Here is a 16,615-nt window from a genome sequence, read left to right as displayed (position 1 = left end):
GGGTGAAATATACCATGCAGTCCGAAAAAGCTATAGGAATCAGAGGTGGTAGTTGCTGGCATGGCGCTTGCTCTTAGCAAGTAGCAAATAGCAAGCTGACAACCCAATCGATAGCAGGAGTACCCATGCAATTACTAACCCAACCCCTTGGCAAACTGGCCACCCAAATCAGTGGTGCCACCCGGGTGTTTCATCAGTACAAACTGGATTTTTGCTGCGGCGGACAGCTAAGCCTGGCCGAAGCCCTGCAAAAGCGGGGGCTGGAAACAGGCCCGGTGCTGGCAGCTTTGGAGGCGCTGCAGCAAAAGCCACTGGCAAAAGACTGGCGACAGGCCCCGGCCCATGAGTTGATTGACTACATTTTGCAGCGCTACCACGACAAACACCGCCAGCAGCTACCGGAGTTGATCCGGCTGGCGCGCCGGGTTGAACACGTACATAGCGACAGCCCGGACTGCCCGACCGGCCTGGCCGATCAGCTGGATGCGATGCTGCAGGAGCTGGAAAGCCATATGCAAAAAGAAGAGCAAATCCTGTTTCCGATGCTGCGCCAGGGCATCTACCCGGCAGGCCCCATCCATGTGATGCAACAAGAGCATTTGCAGCACGGCGATGAGCTGGAAAAACTGGATAGCCTTACCGATGGCATTCGCCTGCCGCTGGGTGCCTGCAACACCTGGACCGCCCTATACCTGGGGCTGCGCGAATTAAAAGAGGATCTGATGGAGCACATTTTGCTGGAGAACGAGATCTTATTTGTTCAGCCAGCCCATGGCGATGGTATCTGCTGCGGCAGCTGCCAATAATCAGCACTCAGGGAGCCTTCGGCTCCCTGAGCTCAGCTTAAGCGGCAAATAAGCTCTGATGCAATTGTTTGACCACTGGACTGGCGTCGGCATCCTGCACCAAAAAGCACAGGTTGTGCTTGGAGGCACCGTGGCAAATCATCCGCATGTTCACCCCTTCCAGCGCCTGGAACAGCTCACCGGTAATACCGCGGCTGCTGTGCAAATGATTGCCAATTACGGCCACCAGGCTCAAACCATGCTCCACTTGAACATCCCCCAATTGACGCAGCTCTTCAATGGCGGTTTCCGTTAAGCTGTCAAAGGCACTGCCGGGCGCTTCATCCAATGTCAGGGCGACACTGATTTCAGAAGTAGTGACCAAATCGACCGAAATATGATGACGGCTCAGCACATCAAACACCCGGGTTAAAAAACCAGCCGCATGCAACATGGCCGGGCTTTTCACTGTGATCAGAGTCTGCGATTTGCGCAGCGCAATGGCGCGGTAAGCCGGACGCTCAGTAACCTCACGGGCAATCCAGGTACCACCGGCTTGCGGTTCACGGCTGGAGCCGACAAAGACCCGGATGTTCTGCCGCACAGCGGGCAATAAAGTAGCCGGATGCAGCACCTTGGCACCAAAGGTGGCCATTTCTGCAGCTTCATCGAAGCTGATTTCCCGAATGCAGCGTGCCTGCTCGGTTAACCGGGGATCGGTGGTAAAGATCCCAACCACATCGGTCCAGATTTGCACCACAGTCGCATCCAGGGCTTCGCCCAGCAAAGCCGCGCTGTAATCGGAGCCGCCCCGTCCCAGCGTTGTGGTTTGCCCCTGAGCGTCGGCACCAATAAAACCCTGCATCACCAATCGCTCACTGGCAAGCAGCGGTTGCAGCTGCTGCTGGCACAAAGCACGGATGGCGTCGACCTGAGGCTCCGCCTTACCAAAGTGACTGTCGGTCCGCATCACCAGCCGGCTGTCGAAACAAGCCACAGCCGCATCGCGCTCGGCCAGTACCTGAGTGAAAAGTACCGAGCTTAACCGCTCGCCAAAGGACAACAATTCGTCTTTTTGCTGCACACTAAAGACCGGGCCGGCTTGTTCAATCAGCTGACGCAGCTCGGACAACAGCAATTCAATCTGCGCTGCCACCGCTTCCGGGTGCTGCAGCGCCTGCAACACCGCCATGGTAATACGCTCGATATCGGTGTAGGCCGTAAAACGGGCATGCAATTGGGTTTGTTGGGCAATGGCGACGAGTTGGTTGGTAACACCGGCACTGGCACTGACCACCACCACCCGAATACGGGGATCGGCCAGCACAATATCGGCACAACGAGACATAGCAGGGAAGTCGGCGACACTGGTGCCACCAAATTTAGCAACGATGAGTTCAGACATGGATCTCTCCTTATGCAGCAACAATAAGCAGAGCACGGCATTTGATAAAACCGGAAACAGACAGGCAAGAATGCAGGCATGCTGTTCAAGTACACAAAGGCCAGAAGCTCTCCACCAGGGTTCAGGTGACAGTCCCAGGGATTCAGCCCTGGCAACCGAAGCCATACGTTCTGTACCGTACGCTCCTCGGCGATGTTCCCCTCCCCTGTGCTGCGATGAACAGACATCTGACACAGGCTACCTGAACAACGCGCCTCTTCTGGTCTATCGAATTCGATGGACGGCGCTACTCTACCCAGATCACCTCTAAAAATCAATAGCTATCTGGCCGTCTAATGCCATTTACCCGGCACTGAATACAAAAAACCTCGAGGTTTATCGCTAAACCTCAAGGTTTTTTATATACCGCTCAGATTAATTGCGGCGACGGCTAAAGCGGATACCAACCAAGCCCAAAGCTAACAAAGCCAGACTAGCAGGAGCTGGCACTGGATTTGATGGCGGGATATCTACATTATCAATGCTGTCTCCCATGACATAGGCATAATCAAAGCTAATGGATTGGCCCTGCGTCATATCGCCCAACAAGAAAGCCATACCAATGACAAAGTCACCAGTGCCATCATCGTTGCCATTTAAATAAAAGTCCGGGTTTGTGGTCCAACCGGCAGAAACACCCGTGTTGTGCGTTACAGAAGAGTTGCTGTAAATTCCAAGGGCGAAGCCGGTATTAGCGCCTAAAGAGTGCACCCAGTCTTCCGGTGCCAAAGCACCATAACCGCGACCGTTGATAGTATCGTAAGTACCATGGGTATTCACATCCGGATCGGGATCAATGGCTCTTAAAAATTTCACATCCGCCAGAATATCCAGTGCGGTAATGGTGGTGGTGATGTTGACCCGCTCGTCACCATCATTGAAGTAATATTGGTGCTCAATCGACAACAGGCCGCTTAAGGCACTAGACCAACTGACATGATGGTCGTAGCTTGAGGTGCCACTTACATCATTTAGAGTGCCAAAACCAAAACTGCCACCACTCCAGGTATTATTGTTGTTATTGCCATAGGTAGTTCCAGCGACAGTGACACCAAACCACTCCCATGGATCGCCGGGCGTCAGGTAGTCATTGACGCCAAAGTTCCGATTACCCGTCGGGTCATGCAATAACCCGGGTGCAATAGTACCACCATAGCCCAAGGTACCATTTTCACTGATCGCTGTTTTAACAAAGTCACCTTCCATAATGATAGGTGCGGCTACTGATTGACTGGCAAAGAAAAGAGCCAGTGCAGCTCCTGATGCCGTTAATCCTGTTTTAAGTGCAGTTGAGAGTTCCATTTTATTTTCCTTATGGATTTATATGTTACACCAAGGTAATGCATAACTCATGCCAACAGAATTAATCATTTAAAAACATAATCTTAACTATAAAAGGAACATGATACTTGTAAAATTAACTGACAGCAGATGAAGCATCTTCGGGACAATGGTAAGATATGTCAGAGCTTTACCAAACAATGACTAGTTCGCTGTTTCAGCCAACATTCACTCTGATAAGTCATAATACGTACAACTTTGCCCCGGATACTTTAAATTTCATGAACAGGAAAACCAGGTTGTGATGCATTGGGCACGACAGATTGGCTTTATGATGGTGCTTTGGCTTTTAGTGCCCTCGCCTGTGACAGCCGAACAAACTCGTTTGCAAATTCAAGGCGTCTCGGGTGCAGCCAGAGACAATGTCGAGCTGTATCTGGCCAATTTCGCCAATGGCCATGTGTCCACTTCGTTGCGTTTTCAAGCCAGAATTGAGCTTGAGGCCAGAACCGCACTTCGTGCCCTGGGCTATTACCACCCTGAATTTCATTTTCAAATTGAGCGCTCGGCCCGTGGCTCTGTGCTTATCATGCAGATTGAGCCTGGAGCACAAACCCACTACCAGCAGGTTGATGTCCAAATTACCGGCGATGCCGCCACCGATCTGGACTTTTTGCGGCTCAAAGCAAGGCTGGCACCACAGCCCGGTGATCCGGTGCATCATGGCCGTTACGAGCAGCTTAAAAGCAGTCTTGATAACCTGGCGCTTCGCAAAGGGTATTTTCAGGCCGACTTCACTCAAAATAGGCTGGCGGTATCTGAGGCCCTCAAAGAAGCGCGTCTTACCCTGCATTTTGACAGTGGGCCTCGTTACCACTTTGGCGATGTGCGCTTTAGCGGCTCACAAATTCAGGAGCAGCGCCTCTACTCGCTGATCCCCTTTCAATCCGGCGAACCCTACCTGGCAAGCCTGCTGGGCGAATTCAATCAAGCCCTGGCCAACACCAACTGGTTCGGTTCGATTCTGATTGAGCCCGACAACGAATCGCTGGAAGACCGCTCACAGATGGTACCATTGCACGTGCAGTTGGAACCCAGAGCCCGCAACAGTGTTGAGCTGGGCGTTGGCTATACCGAAGTGCAGGGAGGACGTTTAAAAGTCAATTGGAACCGTCCCTGGCTCAACGACCGGGGGCACAGCCTGAACAACCGCCTAGCGCTGTCCAGTATCGAGCAAAGCCTGGAGTCTTCCTATCGGCTGCCACTGCGCAATGTGGCGCAGGATTTTTACCAGTTCCAGACTGGGGTCAAAAACTTTGAAAACCGGGATGGCAAAGGCCAGGACTATACGCTGGCGGCAGAGCGCCACTGGTTGCTGACCAATCAATGGTACCGCACTGCGTCGGTGCGCTGGCTGTACTCCGAATTTATTCAGGCCGAGAAGGAAGATCGCAGCAATCTGTGGATGCCAGGGATCAGCTTTACCCGAAGCCGCAGCCAGGGCGGCATGATGCCAAGCCGTGGCGATCGTTTGCTGTTCTCGGCTGAAGTCTCGGACCGGGCCTGGGGCTCGGACAACCGTTTTATCCGCCTGAGAAGCCGTGCCAACTACATCACCAGTTTTGGCAGCGATCACCGGGTTGTGACCCGGCTTGATGCCGGCGCCATCTTGTTGGAAGAAGCCACTGAGCTGCCGCCCAGCCTGCGCTTTTTTGCCGGTGGCGACAACAGCATTCGAGGCTATGGTTATGAGCGGGTCGCGCCTCGTGATGACGCCGGCTTGCTGCTGGGAGGACGCTACATGGTCACAGGCAGCGCCGAATACCAGTATCGTCTGACCGGCAACTGGTGGCTGGCCAGCTTTGTCGATTACGGCAGCTCCTGGAGCCGAGACCCGGACTGGAAGCGCGGCGTGGGCCTTGGCGTCCGCTGGGCATCGCCGATAGGCCCGGTTCGACTGGACTTTGCCTGGGGGCTGGATCACGATGAAGGCAAGCCAAGGCAGTTCCAACTGCATTTTTCATTGGGGCCTGAACTATGAAGTGGCTAATGACCATCAATAAAGGCTTTTGGTACAGTCTGCTGCTTTTTGTGCTGCTGACCGTGGTGCTGGCCTTTAGCCAGCCGGGGCTGCGTTTCAACCTCTGGGTCCTGGAACGCCTGGTACCGGAGCTCCAGGTAGCAAAAGCCGAGGGCAATTTGCTCAATGGCTTTCAGCTGCAGCAACTGCGCTATCAGCAAGAAGGGCTGTTGCTAAGCGTGGAACAGCTAAGCGTGAACAATCATCTGCCTTGTCTGTTTAGCCTGAGCTTGTGTTTGCGTGAGTTAAGATTGCAGGGTGTTCAGGTGCAACTGGACTCCGAGCCATCCACAGACAGTGCAGCGCCGCAGGAGCTGGCACTGCCTCAAGTATGGATCCCTTTTCCAATCAGCATCCGCCAATTTGAGCTCAGCGACATGACGCTGCAACTAAACGAACAGCAGATCCAACTGAGTCAGTTAAACAGCAGCCTGGAGCTCTGGGGCAACCGACTGGTGCTGCAGCCAACAAAAGCCACCAGACTGGCATTGTCCTTCCCAACCGAGCCTGCGGAAGAATCTACTAGCGCAACGGAGCCAACGGCGCTGCTTGATGCGCTGGCATGGCCAGGCTTGCAACTGCCCGATCTGCTGCTGCCACTGCAAATTGATCTGGTTGAATTTGACTTGCAGCAATTGTATCTGAATGAGGCGCGGCTACTTGATGCGTTAAAATTTGGTTTGCTGGTCGACCGTCGCAGCATTCAGCTGATCGATCTGAGTCTGCGCCAGCACCAACTTGAACTCAATGCCAACCTGAAACTGCAACCGCAACAACAGTACCCACTGGATGCCAGCTTCCGCTTGTTTCATCCGGACCTGCTGTCCGGTCCTTTGCAAGTCACAGCCGCCATCACCGGCGATTTAGCCGCTTTGCAAGCAGAGCTTTCCATCGATGGGGCTCTGGATGCCACCGCCGCTGCAGCCTTTGATTTAATCAGTCCGCAGTTGCCTTTTTCTGCGCAGCTTCAAAGTGCGCATTTGCAATGGCCATTGGAAACAGAGGCCCAGTACCAGCTTCGGCAAAGTCAGTTGCAGTTAGCAGGGACTCTGGAGCAGTGGACCGCCCAGCTTCGAACGGAGCTGCAAGGCGATGGGCTGCCCGATAGCAGTATCCAGTTGGAAGCCAGCATGGATACCAAACAACTGGCGCTGCACCAACTGAGGCTGGCAACGCTCGGCGGTCAAATTCAGGCACAGGGCGTTTTGCAGCTGCAGGATAGGCTCCAATGGCGCAGTCAATGGCAATTTGAACAACTGGACCCAGGTTTGCAATGGCCCGAGTATCCGGGCCTGGTATTTGGCAGCAGCCAGCTCGATGGTGAGCTGACCGCTGAAGGTGGCTGGGCGTTGGAGCTAGCCGGGCTACAACTCTCGGGCTGGCTGAGAGACATTCCACTTCGATTGGATGGCCAGGTGCGCCTTGAAGACCCAACAGGCTCCGGCGCCCTTGAGTTGACGGCAAAGCCAGTACGCCTGCATCACGGACAAAACCAGCTGGAGCTTGCCGGTACCCTGACCGATGCCTGGCAGATGTTGGCCAGGGTTCAAATTGCCGATTTGGCAGACTCCGTCCCCGATAGCCGCGGCCAATTGGAAGGCAGTATCGCACTCAGTGGTGCCAGAGAGACGCCCGAATTGCAGCTTGATATCGCCGCGCTTGAGCTGGGATGGCAACAGCTGTTCAGCCTGCAAAGCGCCCGGCTGCAAGGCTCGCTGAACACCGAGCAACCGATACAAACCGAGCTGGACATCACCCTCTCCGATCTACGCTTGCAACAACTGCGCTTTGATAGCCTGCAGCTGGCACTGCATGGGGATGAGCGGCAACATCATCTGCAGTTGGCTCTGGATGGTGAGCAACTGGGTGCCGAGCTACGCCTGGCTGGCCAGTATGATCGCCAGCAGCAACGCTGGCTCACCGAATGGCAAGAAGCCTGGTTTTCAACCGAGCTAGGTCGCTGGGAGCTGCGCTACCCGATGCAGCTGGCTGTGCATGCTGCTGAGCCGGAGCTGCACCTATCCGCCCATTGTTGGCAGCGCGAGCTCGCCAGCTTGTGTCTGCCGGAAGACAGCCGCTTTAGCATTAAGCAAGCGGCAGTCAAGTTGAGCCTGGAAAACTTCGAGCTGGCCTGGCTGAGCCCCTGGCTGCCACCTTTTTCCGAACTTTCGGGCCGGCTAAATGCACAAAGCGAGCTCAACTGGCAGCAGGACGCTCCGTTGCAAGCCAGGTTGCAGCTCCAGAGCCCTGAGGGCAGGTTGGGCTATCACTACGAACAAGAGCTGTTCATTCCCTGGCATCAGCTGGCGCTGCAGGCTGAGCTGATTGACCAGCAATTTGCTATGAACTGGCAGGCTGGCATCACCGAGCAAGGCAGCCTGCAGGGCCAGATACAACTTAGCGAATTGGACAGCGATCATCGCCAATTGGCCGCCGATATTGAGGTCGATCAGTTTAGTTTTGAGTTTTTACAGCCCTTGCTGGATGACTTCAGTCAGCTGAATGCGGTGTTAAACAGCCAGATCCGATTGGAGGGCCCATTGCAGCAACCGAGTGTGACCGGACACCTGCGAGTCCAGGATGTCTCGGTTCGCGGCCAGATGTCACCGGTCGATATTGAGCGAGGGGAGCTCTCCATCGACTTTAACAGCGATAGTGCTCAGCTGCAGGGCTTTGTGCAAACTCCGCAAGGTGAGGTGCAATTGCAAGGCGACAGCCAATGGGCCGATCTGGCTGCCTGGTCGGCACAGCTCGGGATCCGTGGAGATGCCCTTTCCGTTCAGATCCCGCTGGGTCGGTTGCAATTGCAACCGGATTTAACCCTGACCGCCAACCCTGAACGCGCGCTCCTTAGCGGCACTGTCGATATCCCCTGGGCGCGTCTGGTGGTTGACAGCCTGCCAGAAGCGGCCGTCAGCATTAGTCGTGATGAAGTCTTGGTGGATGCTGATTTTAACCCACTGCAAGAAACCACCGACAGCAGAACCTTGCCGTTTCACACCGATATCCGGGTTCGGTTGGGTGATCAGGTTCGCTTTGCCGCCTTTGGCCTGCGCAGCCATATCCGGGGCAGCCTGCAGGTCCGGCAAGACAGTGCTCAGCCCCGGCTTTATGGCGAGTTGAACCTGGTGGATGGTACTTTTCGATCTTATGGGCAGGATTTGTTGATCCGTCGCGGGCAAGTACTGTTCAGTGGACCGGCCGATCAGCCATTCCTGAACCTGGAAGCCATTCGCAACCCGGATAACATCGAAGACGATGTCATCGCCGGCATTCGCGTCAGTGGCCCTGCCGATGAGCCCAACATTCAAATTTTCTCCGAGCCCGCCATGGCGCAGGCCAATGCCACCTCTTACCTGCTGCTGGGGCGGAACCTGGACAGCGAGTCGGGCAGCGCCGCCAACCCGGTCACAACCAGCTTAATTGGCCTGGGGTTGGCGACCAGCTCCAGGCTGGTAGGCAGCCTTGGCGAAGCCTTTGGGGTGCAGGATCTGACGCTGGATACCGCCGGCACTGGCGATCAATCTCAGGTCACCGTCAGCGGCTACCTGACCCGCAACTTGCAAGTGAAGTACGGGGTCGGTATTTTTGAGCCTTTTGGCGAGTTCACCCTGCGTTACCGCTTGATGCGCAATCTTTATCTGGAGAGCGTCACAGGCCTTGAGCAGTCGGTCGACTTGCTGTATCGCTTTGAGTTTGACTAGTTAGTGCCCGTCCTGAAAGGCGGGCGCTAATGCAGCGCAAGGATGCGCTGCCAAAATCATTCGCGTAAGCCATTGATTTTGCGAGCCAGTAAAAACCGCGTTTTTTCTGGCGACTCCGCAAAACAGCAGGGATGCTGTTTCTGGTGGAAACTAGCACTGACGTTAGCTCCGCGGTGCTCTTACTACCAAATGGATGTATTTGCCCAAAGAAGCATAAGGCTCCTGCCGGTTGTATTGCAGCTCCAGCGCCAGCAGCTCAGCAAAATGACTTTGCTGCATCGACGGCTGGCGTAAATAATCGTGAAAGCAGCGCACGCCGGTTTTGCTAAGCAATTCAAAACCCGCACTTTCGCACCAGGCCAGGACCTCTGACGGACTTAGCGGATGCTGCGGGCTCAAGGGCACCGTTTTACGCTGTGCCAACCCGGCCGCCACATACTCGAAGTTGCCGTAAAGCAGATTGCCAAAACGCTTGGCATCCAGGTTGTAGAACATTAAGGACAAGATCCCACCAGGCTCGATCAGCTGCCGTAACTGACTGATGGCCTGCTCTGGCTCGGCCAGCCACTCCAGCATGGCATGGCACAGCACCACGGGAAAGCGCGGCTGCTGCTCACTCAGCTGCTGCAAACTGCTTTGCTGGCACTGGATCCGATCACCGAGCCCTGCTTGGCCGGCTTGTTCAGCGGCGATCTGCAGCATGCTGGCTGAAATATCCGTCAACAACAACTGGTGACCATGGCGGGCCAGCTCCAGCGCCATCTGGCCTTGCCCTGCCCCCACATCCAGAATGCGCTGCGGCTGCTGCAGCTCTGGCAATGCCAGCAAATCGCGCAGTAACACCTGCTGTCGCAACTGCCCTTTGGTGGTCTGATAGATATTGCGCTGAAATTTTTGCGCCATGCCATCAAAATTACGATCCTGTTTTTTCGTCATCATTGGCAGCCGCGAACTCAGGCTGGATTCGGAATATCGATAAACTCGACATCCAGGCCGGTTTCCGCCGCCAGCCACTGGCCCAGCGCTTCAATCCCATAACGCTCAGTGGCATGATGGCCGGCAGCAATAAAGTGGATCCCTTGCTCACGGGAGCTGTGAATGGTTTGCTCGGAGACCTCGCCGGTCAAAAACAAATCCAGCCCGGCTGCCGCCGCCGCATCGATATAGCCCTGACCACCGCCCGTGCACCAGGCCAGCTGCTGCACCAGACGCTCACCAGCCGCATGGGTGAGGATGGAGCGTCCCAACAGGGTTTCAACCCGGGCACTGAATTGGTCAATGGGCTCAGCCTGAGCCAGACGACCGGTCATCACCACCCCTTCCGGTGCCGGGCCTGGTAATGGCTGCACTTGCTGCAACCCGAGCAACTGCGCCAACCGGGCATTGTTGCCAAGCTCCGGATGCACATCCAGCGGCAGATGGTAGGCAAAAAGGCTGATGTCATGCTGCAACAATGCCTGCAACCGTTTCTTTTTCATACCCACAACCGCTGGTGCTTCGCCTTTCCAAAAGTAGCCATGATGCACCAGGATGGCATCTGCTTGAGCCGCAATGGCCGCATCAATCAACGCCTGGGAAGCGGTCACGCCGGTCACCACTTTGCAGATCTGGCTTTTCCCCTCCACTTGCAACCCATTGGGGCAATAATCCGGGATGGATGGTGCTGCTAATTTTGCATCCAGCAATGCCTGCAATGCGCGACGTTCAATGCTACCCATAACCTCTTTCCTGTTTGTTCACAGACTTTGACCGACAGTTTATCAGCCGATGCCAACGCAACAAAGGCTCAAATTTGTCAGCAGGCGGTGAATGTTGTATAACTAACCAGCACCCTATTGAGTAAACAACAGGAAGAATCCATGAGTAAACTGGACAAAGACCAAGTCATCGCTGAGTTCACTGCGGCTTACCAGGCTGCCTTTGGCAAAGAGCCACAACTTGAGCAAAAGCCGGGCTGGTTCAGTGTTGATGGTGGTAAAAACATTCGTTTGGCAGAATTGGCCGAGCTGGCAAAGAGTTATGCTGCTGCGCCCGCTCCGACGAAGGCCGCAAAAGCCAGCAACACCAAAGCTAAGCCTGCAGCTAAGAAAAAAGCAGCAGCGGCAACACCGGCCAAAGGGCGCCCTTTGGTACAACAGCCTGCTGCCAAGCTATGGGCAGAGAAAATTGGCATCGATCAGCGTATGCCGCGTGGTGCCCGTTAGGCCACGCCCTTAGCTTTCATCCATAAGAAAAGCTTGCCGGACAATCCGGCAAGCTTTTTTTTTCGTGCTTAATACTGGTAACTGAAAGTCACACCAGAGAAAGCAGTATATCCCCGGATCCCGACATGCCAGGTCCCGGCTTGTGGATTATTGAAGGTACAGACTTCCTCGTTGCCATTGCGGTATGGCCGACAATCCCACTGTTGCTCGGTAGGAGCAGCTCCGCGCCGAATGTACAAGTCCGCATCACCGGTTCCACCAGTAATACGGAAGGTCAACTGACTGACACCAGATGGAATATCGTAGCTACCACGTAACCATTGTCCGGCAGAGCCAGACAAGTTATGGAAGGTTTGACCGCCACCCGGGTTGCCGCCCCCATTGCCATCGCAACCATTGTTGGTGATCCAGTCGTGCGCGACTTTCGCCCTTACAATACCCCAACCATAGTTGTTGTTTCGACCTGATGTACCACGACGCTCTGCAGTCTGGTTCAGTACATTTCGGATTTGGGCATTGGTGCACTGCGGATGATTGCTCCACACCAAGGCGGCAACGCCGGCTACATGAGGAGATGCCATTGAGGTGCCACTGATGCTGCGATAGCCACCGTTGTTCCAGGTCGAAGCCACATTGACACCAGGACCAGAAATCTCGACCTGGGAGTTACGCTGTGAAAAGTTGGCGAGATTTTTGTTGGAATCGACCGCCGCTACTGAAACAACAGCATCGTAAGAAGCCGGGTAAGAAAAACTGGTGTTACCCGCGTTACCGGCCGCCGCTACCAACAACATGCCATTGTTGAAGAAGTTGGTCATCGCATTGCGCTCAGTGGTATTTGAGCTGCCCCCACCAAGACTCATATTCACCACTTTGGAGCCAGCGTTTTGACAGGACTGAATCGCCTGGATCAGATTGGAAGCATGCGTCCAATTACCTGAATCATTGAAAATTTTCACATTATGCAGCCCAACCAGACCGGATGGCAACACGCCGACAACACCAATGTTGTTGTTCAGAGCAACAATGGTTCCGGCAACATGGGTTCCATGGCCATTACCATCGGTCCACCAGCTGCCATGGCCGGAAAACGATGAGCCTGTCACTCCCGAGGTGGGCAGATCAGAGTGTCCATACTGATACCCAGTATCAATAACACAGACATTCATATTGGTGGCATTGGCATCACTGACCTGATTGGCTTGCACCATGGTAATGCCATAAGGAGTGGTCTGAGCCATTGGGCTGATCACATCCGAAATATAGCGCTTGTGATCCAGCTCAATGTATTCAACAGCCGGATGTTTTGCCAACTCACGCAACTGCTGTGGTTTCAGTTCAGCCACACTGGCTTGAACAAAATCCAAATGCATGATGGCATCCGCTTGATGCTGCGCCAGTACCGATTCGGCTGCTTGCACAGAAAAAGCTTCGGCTTCCGATAAACGCTCAAAGTCTGCCGCCATCGGCAACCCCGCATGCGCCATCAGCTCTGCAGCTTTGAACTTAATAATGTAACGCTGGGATTTGTTGGTATCTGGCCGCAAGGATGGCACACCATGACGCAGAGACACTTCTCTGTCCGAAGAAGCTAAGCCTTGAAAGCCATTAAGATCATTGGCGCAGGCTTGAGTAGAAAGCGCTGACAAGGTAAAAGTACTGGCAACGGCCAGTGCTAACTTGGTTGCTTTTATTGTTTTCATTGGTTTGTTCCGAGTTTGTTATTGTTGCACCTCCTTGTTTGATTTAAGTCCCTGAGCTACAAAGTAGCATCAAGCACTGTACAAAAACAAAGCACAGAACGCTACAAATTCATGATAAAAACATGACATTGTACCCAAAATAACATTTATTTGTTAACCATGACTAACTTCAGGGTGTAGCCGGAGCCGAAACCAGAAACATGCGCCTGTCGGCTGATTGTCTTTAAAACCAATCTCACCACCCAATGCTTCGATAATGCTCTTGCAAATCACCAAGCCCAAACCAGTCCCCTGCACTTTTTTACTGTTCGACGCATCTGCCTGCGAAAACTTTTCGAACAGCCTCGCTTTAAAGTGCTCCGGAATACCAGAGCCTAAATCCGTTACGCTGACTTGCAACCAGTTGCCTTCACTTTGCATGGATACTAGTACCTGACTGTCGGCCGGCGAAAACTTGATGGCATTGGACAGTAAGTTATCCAGTACCTGCCGCAAACGCAGAGCATCACCGAGCACTTTATCCTCGTGACCGACAGACTCAAAGTGAACCGAGACGGCAAAACGACGTCCATACTCGGCCATTCCCTGAATAGCTTCATGGATCAACGGCCGCATGGCGACAAGATCAGATTTCAGTTGCATCTTACCGGCCGCAAACTTTTGCACATCCAATAAGTCGTTAATAAGCTCGGATAAACGCTCACTGTTGTGCAGTGCTGTAGTGAGCAGCTCTTGGTAAGCTGGTTGCTCCGGTGTGATCACCTGATTTTTCACCAGCGATAAGGCACCCCGGATGGAGGTTAATGGTGTGCGTAGCTCATGACTGACCGTTGAAATAAAGTCATCTTTAATTTGATTCAACTGCTGCAAACGGCTATTGCTGCTCGAAAGCTGTACCAGACTTTTTTCCAGTTGACGGGTCCGCAAAGACAATGCTGCCGAGCTTTGCTCCAGCGCTTTAGTCCGCTCAGCCACTTTGGACTCCAGCAAAAGCTGAGCTTCATCTTTTTCCTGCACCGACTGTTGCAACAGCCGGTTGACCTGACGAATGTGCTTCAGTCGGTAATTGTGCGCCAACAAAATCAAGCCAGCCAGGGCAGCCAGCAGCAGCAATTGGTACATTCTCTGCTGCCACCATCGCGGCAATACTTCAAGCTGCAAGGCATTCACTGGCTCTGAAATAACGCCATGGTTGTTGGTCGCCATCAACTGAAAGGTATAGCGCCCTGGCGGCAGGTTGGCATAAAGCGCGCTGGCGCGATCGGCGCTGTAAAGCCAGTCTTGATCATAGCCCTCCAACCGAAAACGATACTGATTGCGACTGACATCATGGAAATCCATCGCCGAAAAGTGCAATTCTAAACTGCTTTGTGCTGGCGATAGTTGCAACAATGGCGTTGGCTGAGCGTCAAGCAACGGCTGCAATGGGCCATGATCAATGCGCACAGCCGTGACCACAGGCGTCGGCAAATGCTGATTCACCCACAGTTGCTTTGGCTCTACTTTGGTTAACCCTGACAAAGAACCAATGTAAAGGCTGCCATCCGGAGCCACTGAGATCGCCCCGGCATTGAGCTCGGTTGACGCCAACCCATCTTTGCGGGTAAAGGTGACCGGGTGGTCAAACTCATCACTGAGCAAACTCAAACCTTGTGCACTTAACATCCAGCTGCGATTGTCATGATGCAAGGCACCCAGCATGTGATCACTGGCCAGCCCATCGGAAGCGTACAGCACTTTGAAACTGTCATCAGCTGGCTGCCACAGCAAAGTGCCGCGATTGCTGCAAATAATCAAGCGCTGCTGCGCATCCTGTGCCAGGCATTGAATGGTATCCGATGGCAACCAGCGATTATTGCCGGTGTTCAGTTGCTGCACCACCCCCAGCTCGGCGTCAAGCAGATACAAGCCGCTGTAACGGGTTCCCACCCAGACCCTGCCATCGGGCAGTGCGAACATGGCCTGTACCACCTCGTTGGCGCGCTGCTGCTGAAAATCCTCACTAAAATGCCGGGACTGGCCAGTGTTGCTGTTGTAATACACCACGCCCTGCCCCCAGAGCCCAAACCACGCCTGGCCATCTGGCAGCAAAACCATTTCCCGGATAATGGGCGTGCTGCCCAGCATGGTAAAAGGGTTCCGATAATGCTCCAGTTTATCCTGCGCTGTGTTGTAGCGATACAGCCCAGCATCGGTGGCAAAAAAAGTCTGGCCAGAATCGGAGCTGGCAATGCGATTCACCCGGCCCGCCGTTTCATAACTGTGGATTTGCCCCGAGCCTTTGTCTTTACGATAAAGTCGCTCAGAGGTACCAAACCACAGAGTCCCAGGCTGACTGGCTTCCACGCTACTGACCGACAACTCGAACCAGCGCTGCCATTCGTGCAGTGAGCTCAAAGCGACCTCACTAAAAGCACTGCGGGAAAAACGGGTATAAAATAAACCACTGTCGCGAGTCCCGGCCCAAAACAAACCACTGCGATCGACTAAAATACTGCGTACATTCAGGCTTGGCAGCAAAGCACTTTGTTGACGAAACAATGAATAGTCTTGCGCACTGAAGTCGTAACGGAACACCCCTTCGTAGCTGCCAAGCAGCAGTTGCTCATTGGCTACAGGATACAGGCTATTGATAATTGGTGGAAAATCGCTGCTGCCCTCGCCCGGAACCGGGTGGTGTTGCCGCTGCCAACTGGCAGGATCAAACGACAACAAGCCCTGACGGGAGCCCACCCAAAGCCGCTGATGGCCATAATGCAAAGCGCGTGCTTCGTTTTGTCGACTCATGGTCGTGGTTGCATACAGTGATCGACCTGGCTGCAAGCCATCCTGCGGATGCCAAAGGTGGACTCCCTGGCTGGTACCTATCCAAAGGCTACCGGCCTCACCCTTGGCAAGGCTCCACACCCGCTGATGCAGCAGCGGCTGTGCACTGTCGTTGGCTCCTACCTGCAGTGGCTTATCATCGGCTCCGATGCGAAACAGCCCCCGGGTGGTCCCCACCCAGATGCTGCCATCATCCGCTTCGAGCAGTGCCTGGACCTGATAGCCCTGTTGCAAAAAACGAGTTAGACCCTCACCTGAAAAATCCAGCCGGCTCAACCCCTGCCCCCAGAGCCCTGCCCAGACACGTTGCTGACGGTCAATCAGCAAAACCCCCACATCGGTGAAAGGCTCGGTTTTGGCTTCCTCTTGGGTTAACACCGGCACCGGCATAAACCGGTAGCCATCAAAGCGCAATAAACCAGAATCAGTTGTTCCCAGCCAGATATAGCCCTGCTCATCCTGTGCAATCGAATAGATGGTCGCGTTGGGCAAACCATCATCAATGCCAATACGATAGACAGCAGGTGCAGCCAGCGCCGGTAACAAACTGCCGATGAGTAAAAGTAGCGCGATAAGCGGGTTCAATGA

General features: G+C 54.1%; 10 protein-coding genes and 1 riboswitch. Of the genes, 4 read left to right on the top strand and 6 right to left on the bottom strand.

The annotated features are described in order from the left end of the window. Positions 1–125 precede the first annotated feature (125 nt). On the top strand, positions 126–806 hold the full coding sequence (ytfE, locus tag Q3O59_RS05170; RefSeq protein WP_305944559.1) for an iron-sulfur cluster repair protein YtfE: 681 nt from the start codon (positions 126–128) through the stop codon (positions 804–806). A gap of 37 nt (positions 807–843) precedes the next feature. Here ytfE and lysC read toward each other — a convergent pair whose 3' ends face one another. Further along, on the bottom strand, positions 844–2,190 hold the full coding sequence (lysC, locus tag Q3O59_RS05165) for a lysine-sensitive aspartokinase 3 (RefSeq protein WP_305944558.1): 1,347 nt from the start codon (positions 2,188–2,190) through the stop codon (positions 844–846). A gap of 96 nt (positions 2,191–2,286) precedes the next feature. Then, a riboswitch (Lysine riboswitch) is annotated at positions 2,287–2,457 on the bottom strand. A gap of 147 nt (positions 2,458–2,604) precedes the next feature. Next, positions 2,605–3,531 (bottom strand): PEP-CTERM sorting domain-containing protein, encoded by a 927-nt coding sequence (locus Q3O59_RS05160; protein ID WP_305944557.1) that lies wholly within the window; start codon positions 3,529–3,531, stop codon positions 2,605–2,607. Positions 3,532–3,814: 283 nt separating this feature from the next. Here Q3O59_RS05160 and tamA point away from each other — a divergent pair, with 283 nt between their 5' ends. Further along, entirely contained in the window at positions 3,815–5,551 is a 1,737-nt protein-coding gene (gene tamA, locus Q3O59_RS05155; RefSeq protein WP_305945108.1) for an autotransporter assembly complex protein TamA, read from the top strand. Between the two features lie 8 nt (positions 5,552–5,559). After that, entirely contained in the window at positions 5,560–9,294 is a 3,735-nt protein-coding gene (gene tamB, locus Q3O59_RS05150) for an autotransporter assembly complex protein TamB (protein ID WP_305944556.1), read from the top strand. Between the two features lie 162 nt (positions 9,295–9,456). Here the strand turns inward: tamB and Q3O59_RS05145 are convergent, their stop codons facing one another. Beyond that, the gene (locus Q3O59_RS05145) at positions 9,457–10,230 is read right to left on the bottom strand and encodes a methyltransferase domain-containing protein (RefSeq protein WP_305945107.1); all 774 of its coding nucleotides are present in this window, start codon (positions 10,228–10,230) and stop codon (positions 9,457–9,459) included. Between the two features lie 17 nt (positions 10,231–10,247). Then, complete coding sequence (locus Q3O59_RS05140) at positions 10,248–11,012, bottom strand: Nif3-like dinuclear metal center hexameric protein (RefSeq protein ID WP_305944555.1); 765 nt, start codon at positions 11,010–11,012, stop codon at positions 10,248–10,250. Positions 11,013–11,153: 141 nt separating this feature from the next. Between Q3O59_RS05140 and Q3O59_RS05135 the strand changes: the two genes are divergently transcribed. Next, complete coding sequence (locus tag Q3O59_RS05135) at positions 11,154–11,498, top strand: hypothetical protein (protein ID WP_305944554.1); 345 nt, start codon at positions 11,154–11,156, stop codon at positions 11,496–11,498. Positions 11,499–11,566: 68 nt separating this feature from the next. On the opposite strand, the gene Q3O59_RS05130 is transcribed toward Q3O59_RS05135, so the two are convergent. Both Q3O59_RS05130 and Q3O59_RS05125 read right to left on the bottom strand, forming a co-directional pair. After that, positions 11,567–13,201: a S8 family serine peptidase gene (locus tag Q3O59_RS05130; protein ID WP_305944553.1), complete on the bottom strand. Its 1,635-nt coding sequence runs from the start codon at positions 13,199–13,201 to the stop codon at positions 11,567–11,569. 153 nt (positions 13,202–13,354) lie between these two features. After that, entirely contained in the window at positions 13,355–16,612 is a 3,258-nt protein-coding gene (locus Q3O59_RS05125) for a sensor histidine kinase (protein WP_305944552.1), read from the bottom strand. Positions 16,613–16,615: the final 3 nt, after the last annotated feature.

The sequence above is a fragment of the Alkalimonas delamerensis genome, assembly GCF_030717955.1.
GTDB lineage: Bacteria > Pseudomonadota > Gammaproteobacteria > Enterobacterales > Alteromonadaceae > Alkalimonas > Alkalimonas delamerensis.
The sequence above is the reverse complement of the archived record's forward strand: the minus strand, read 5'-3'. Positions and strand labels throughout refer to the sequence as shown.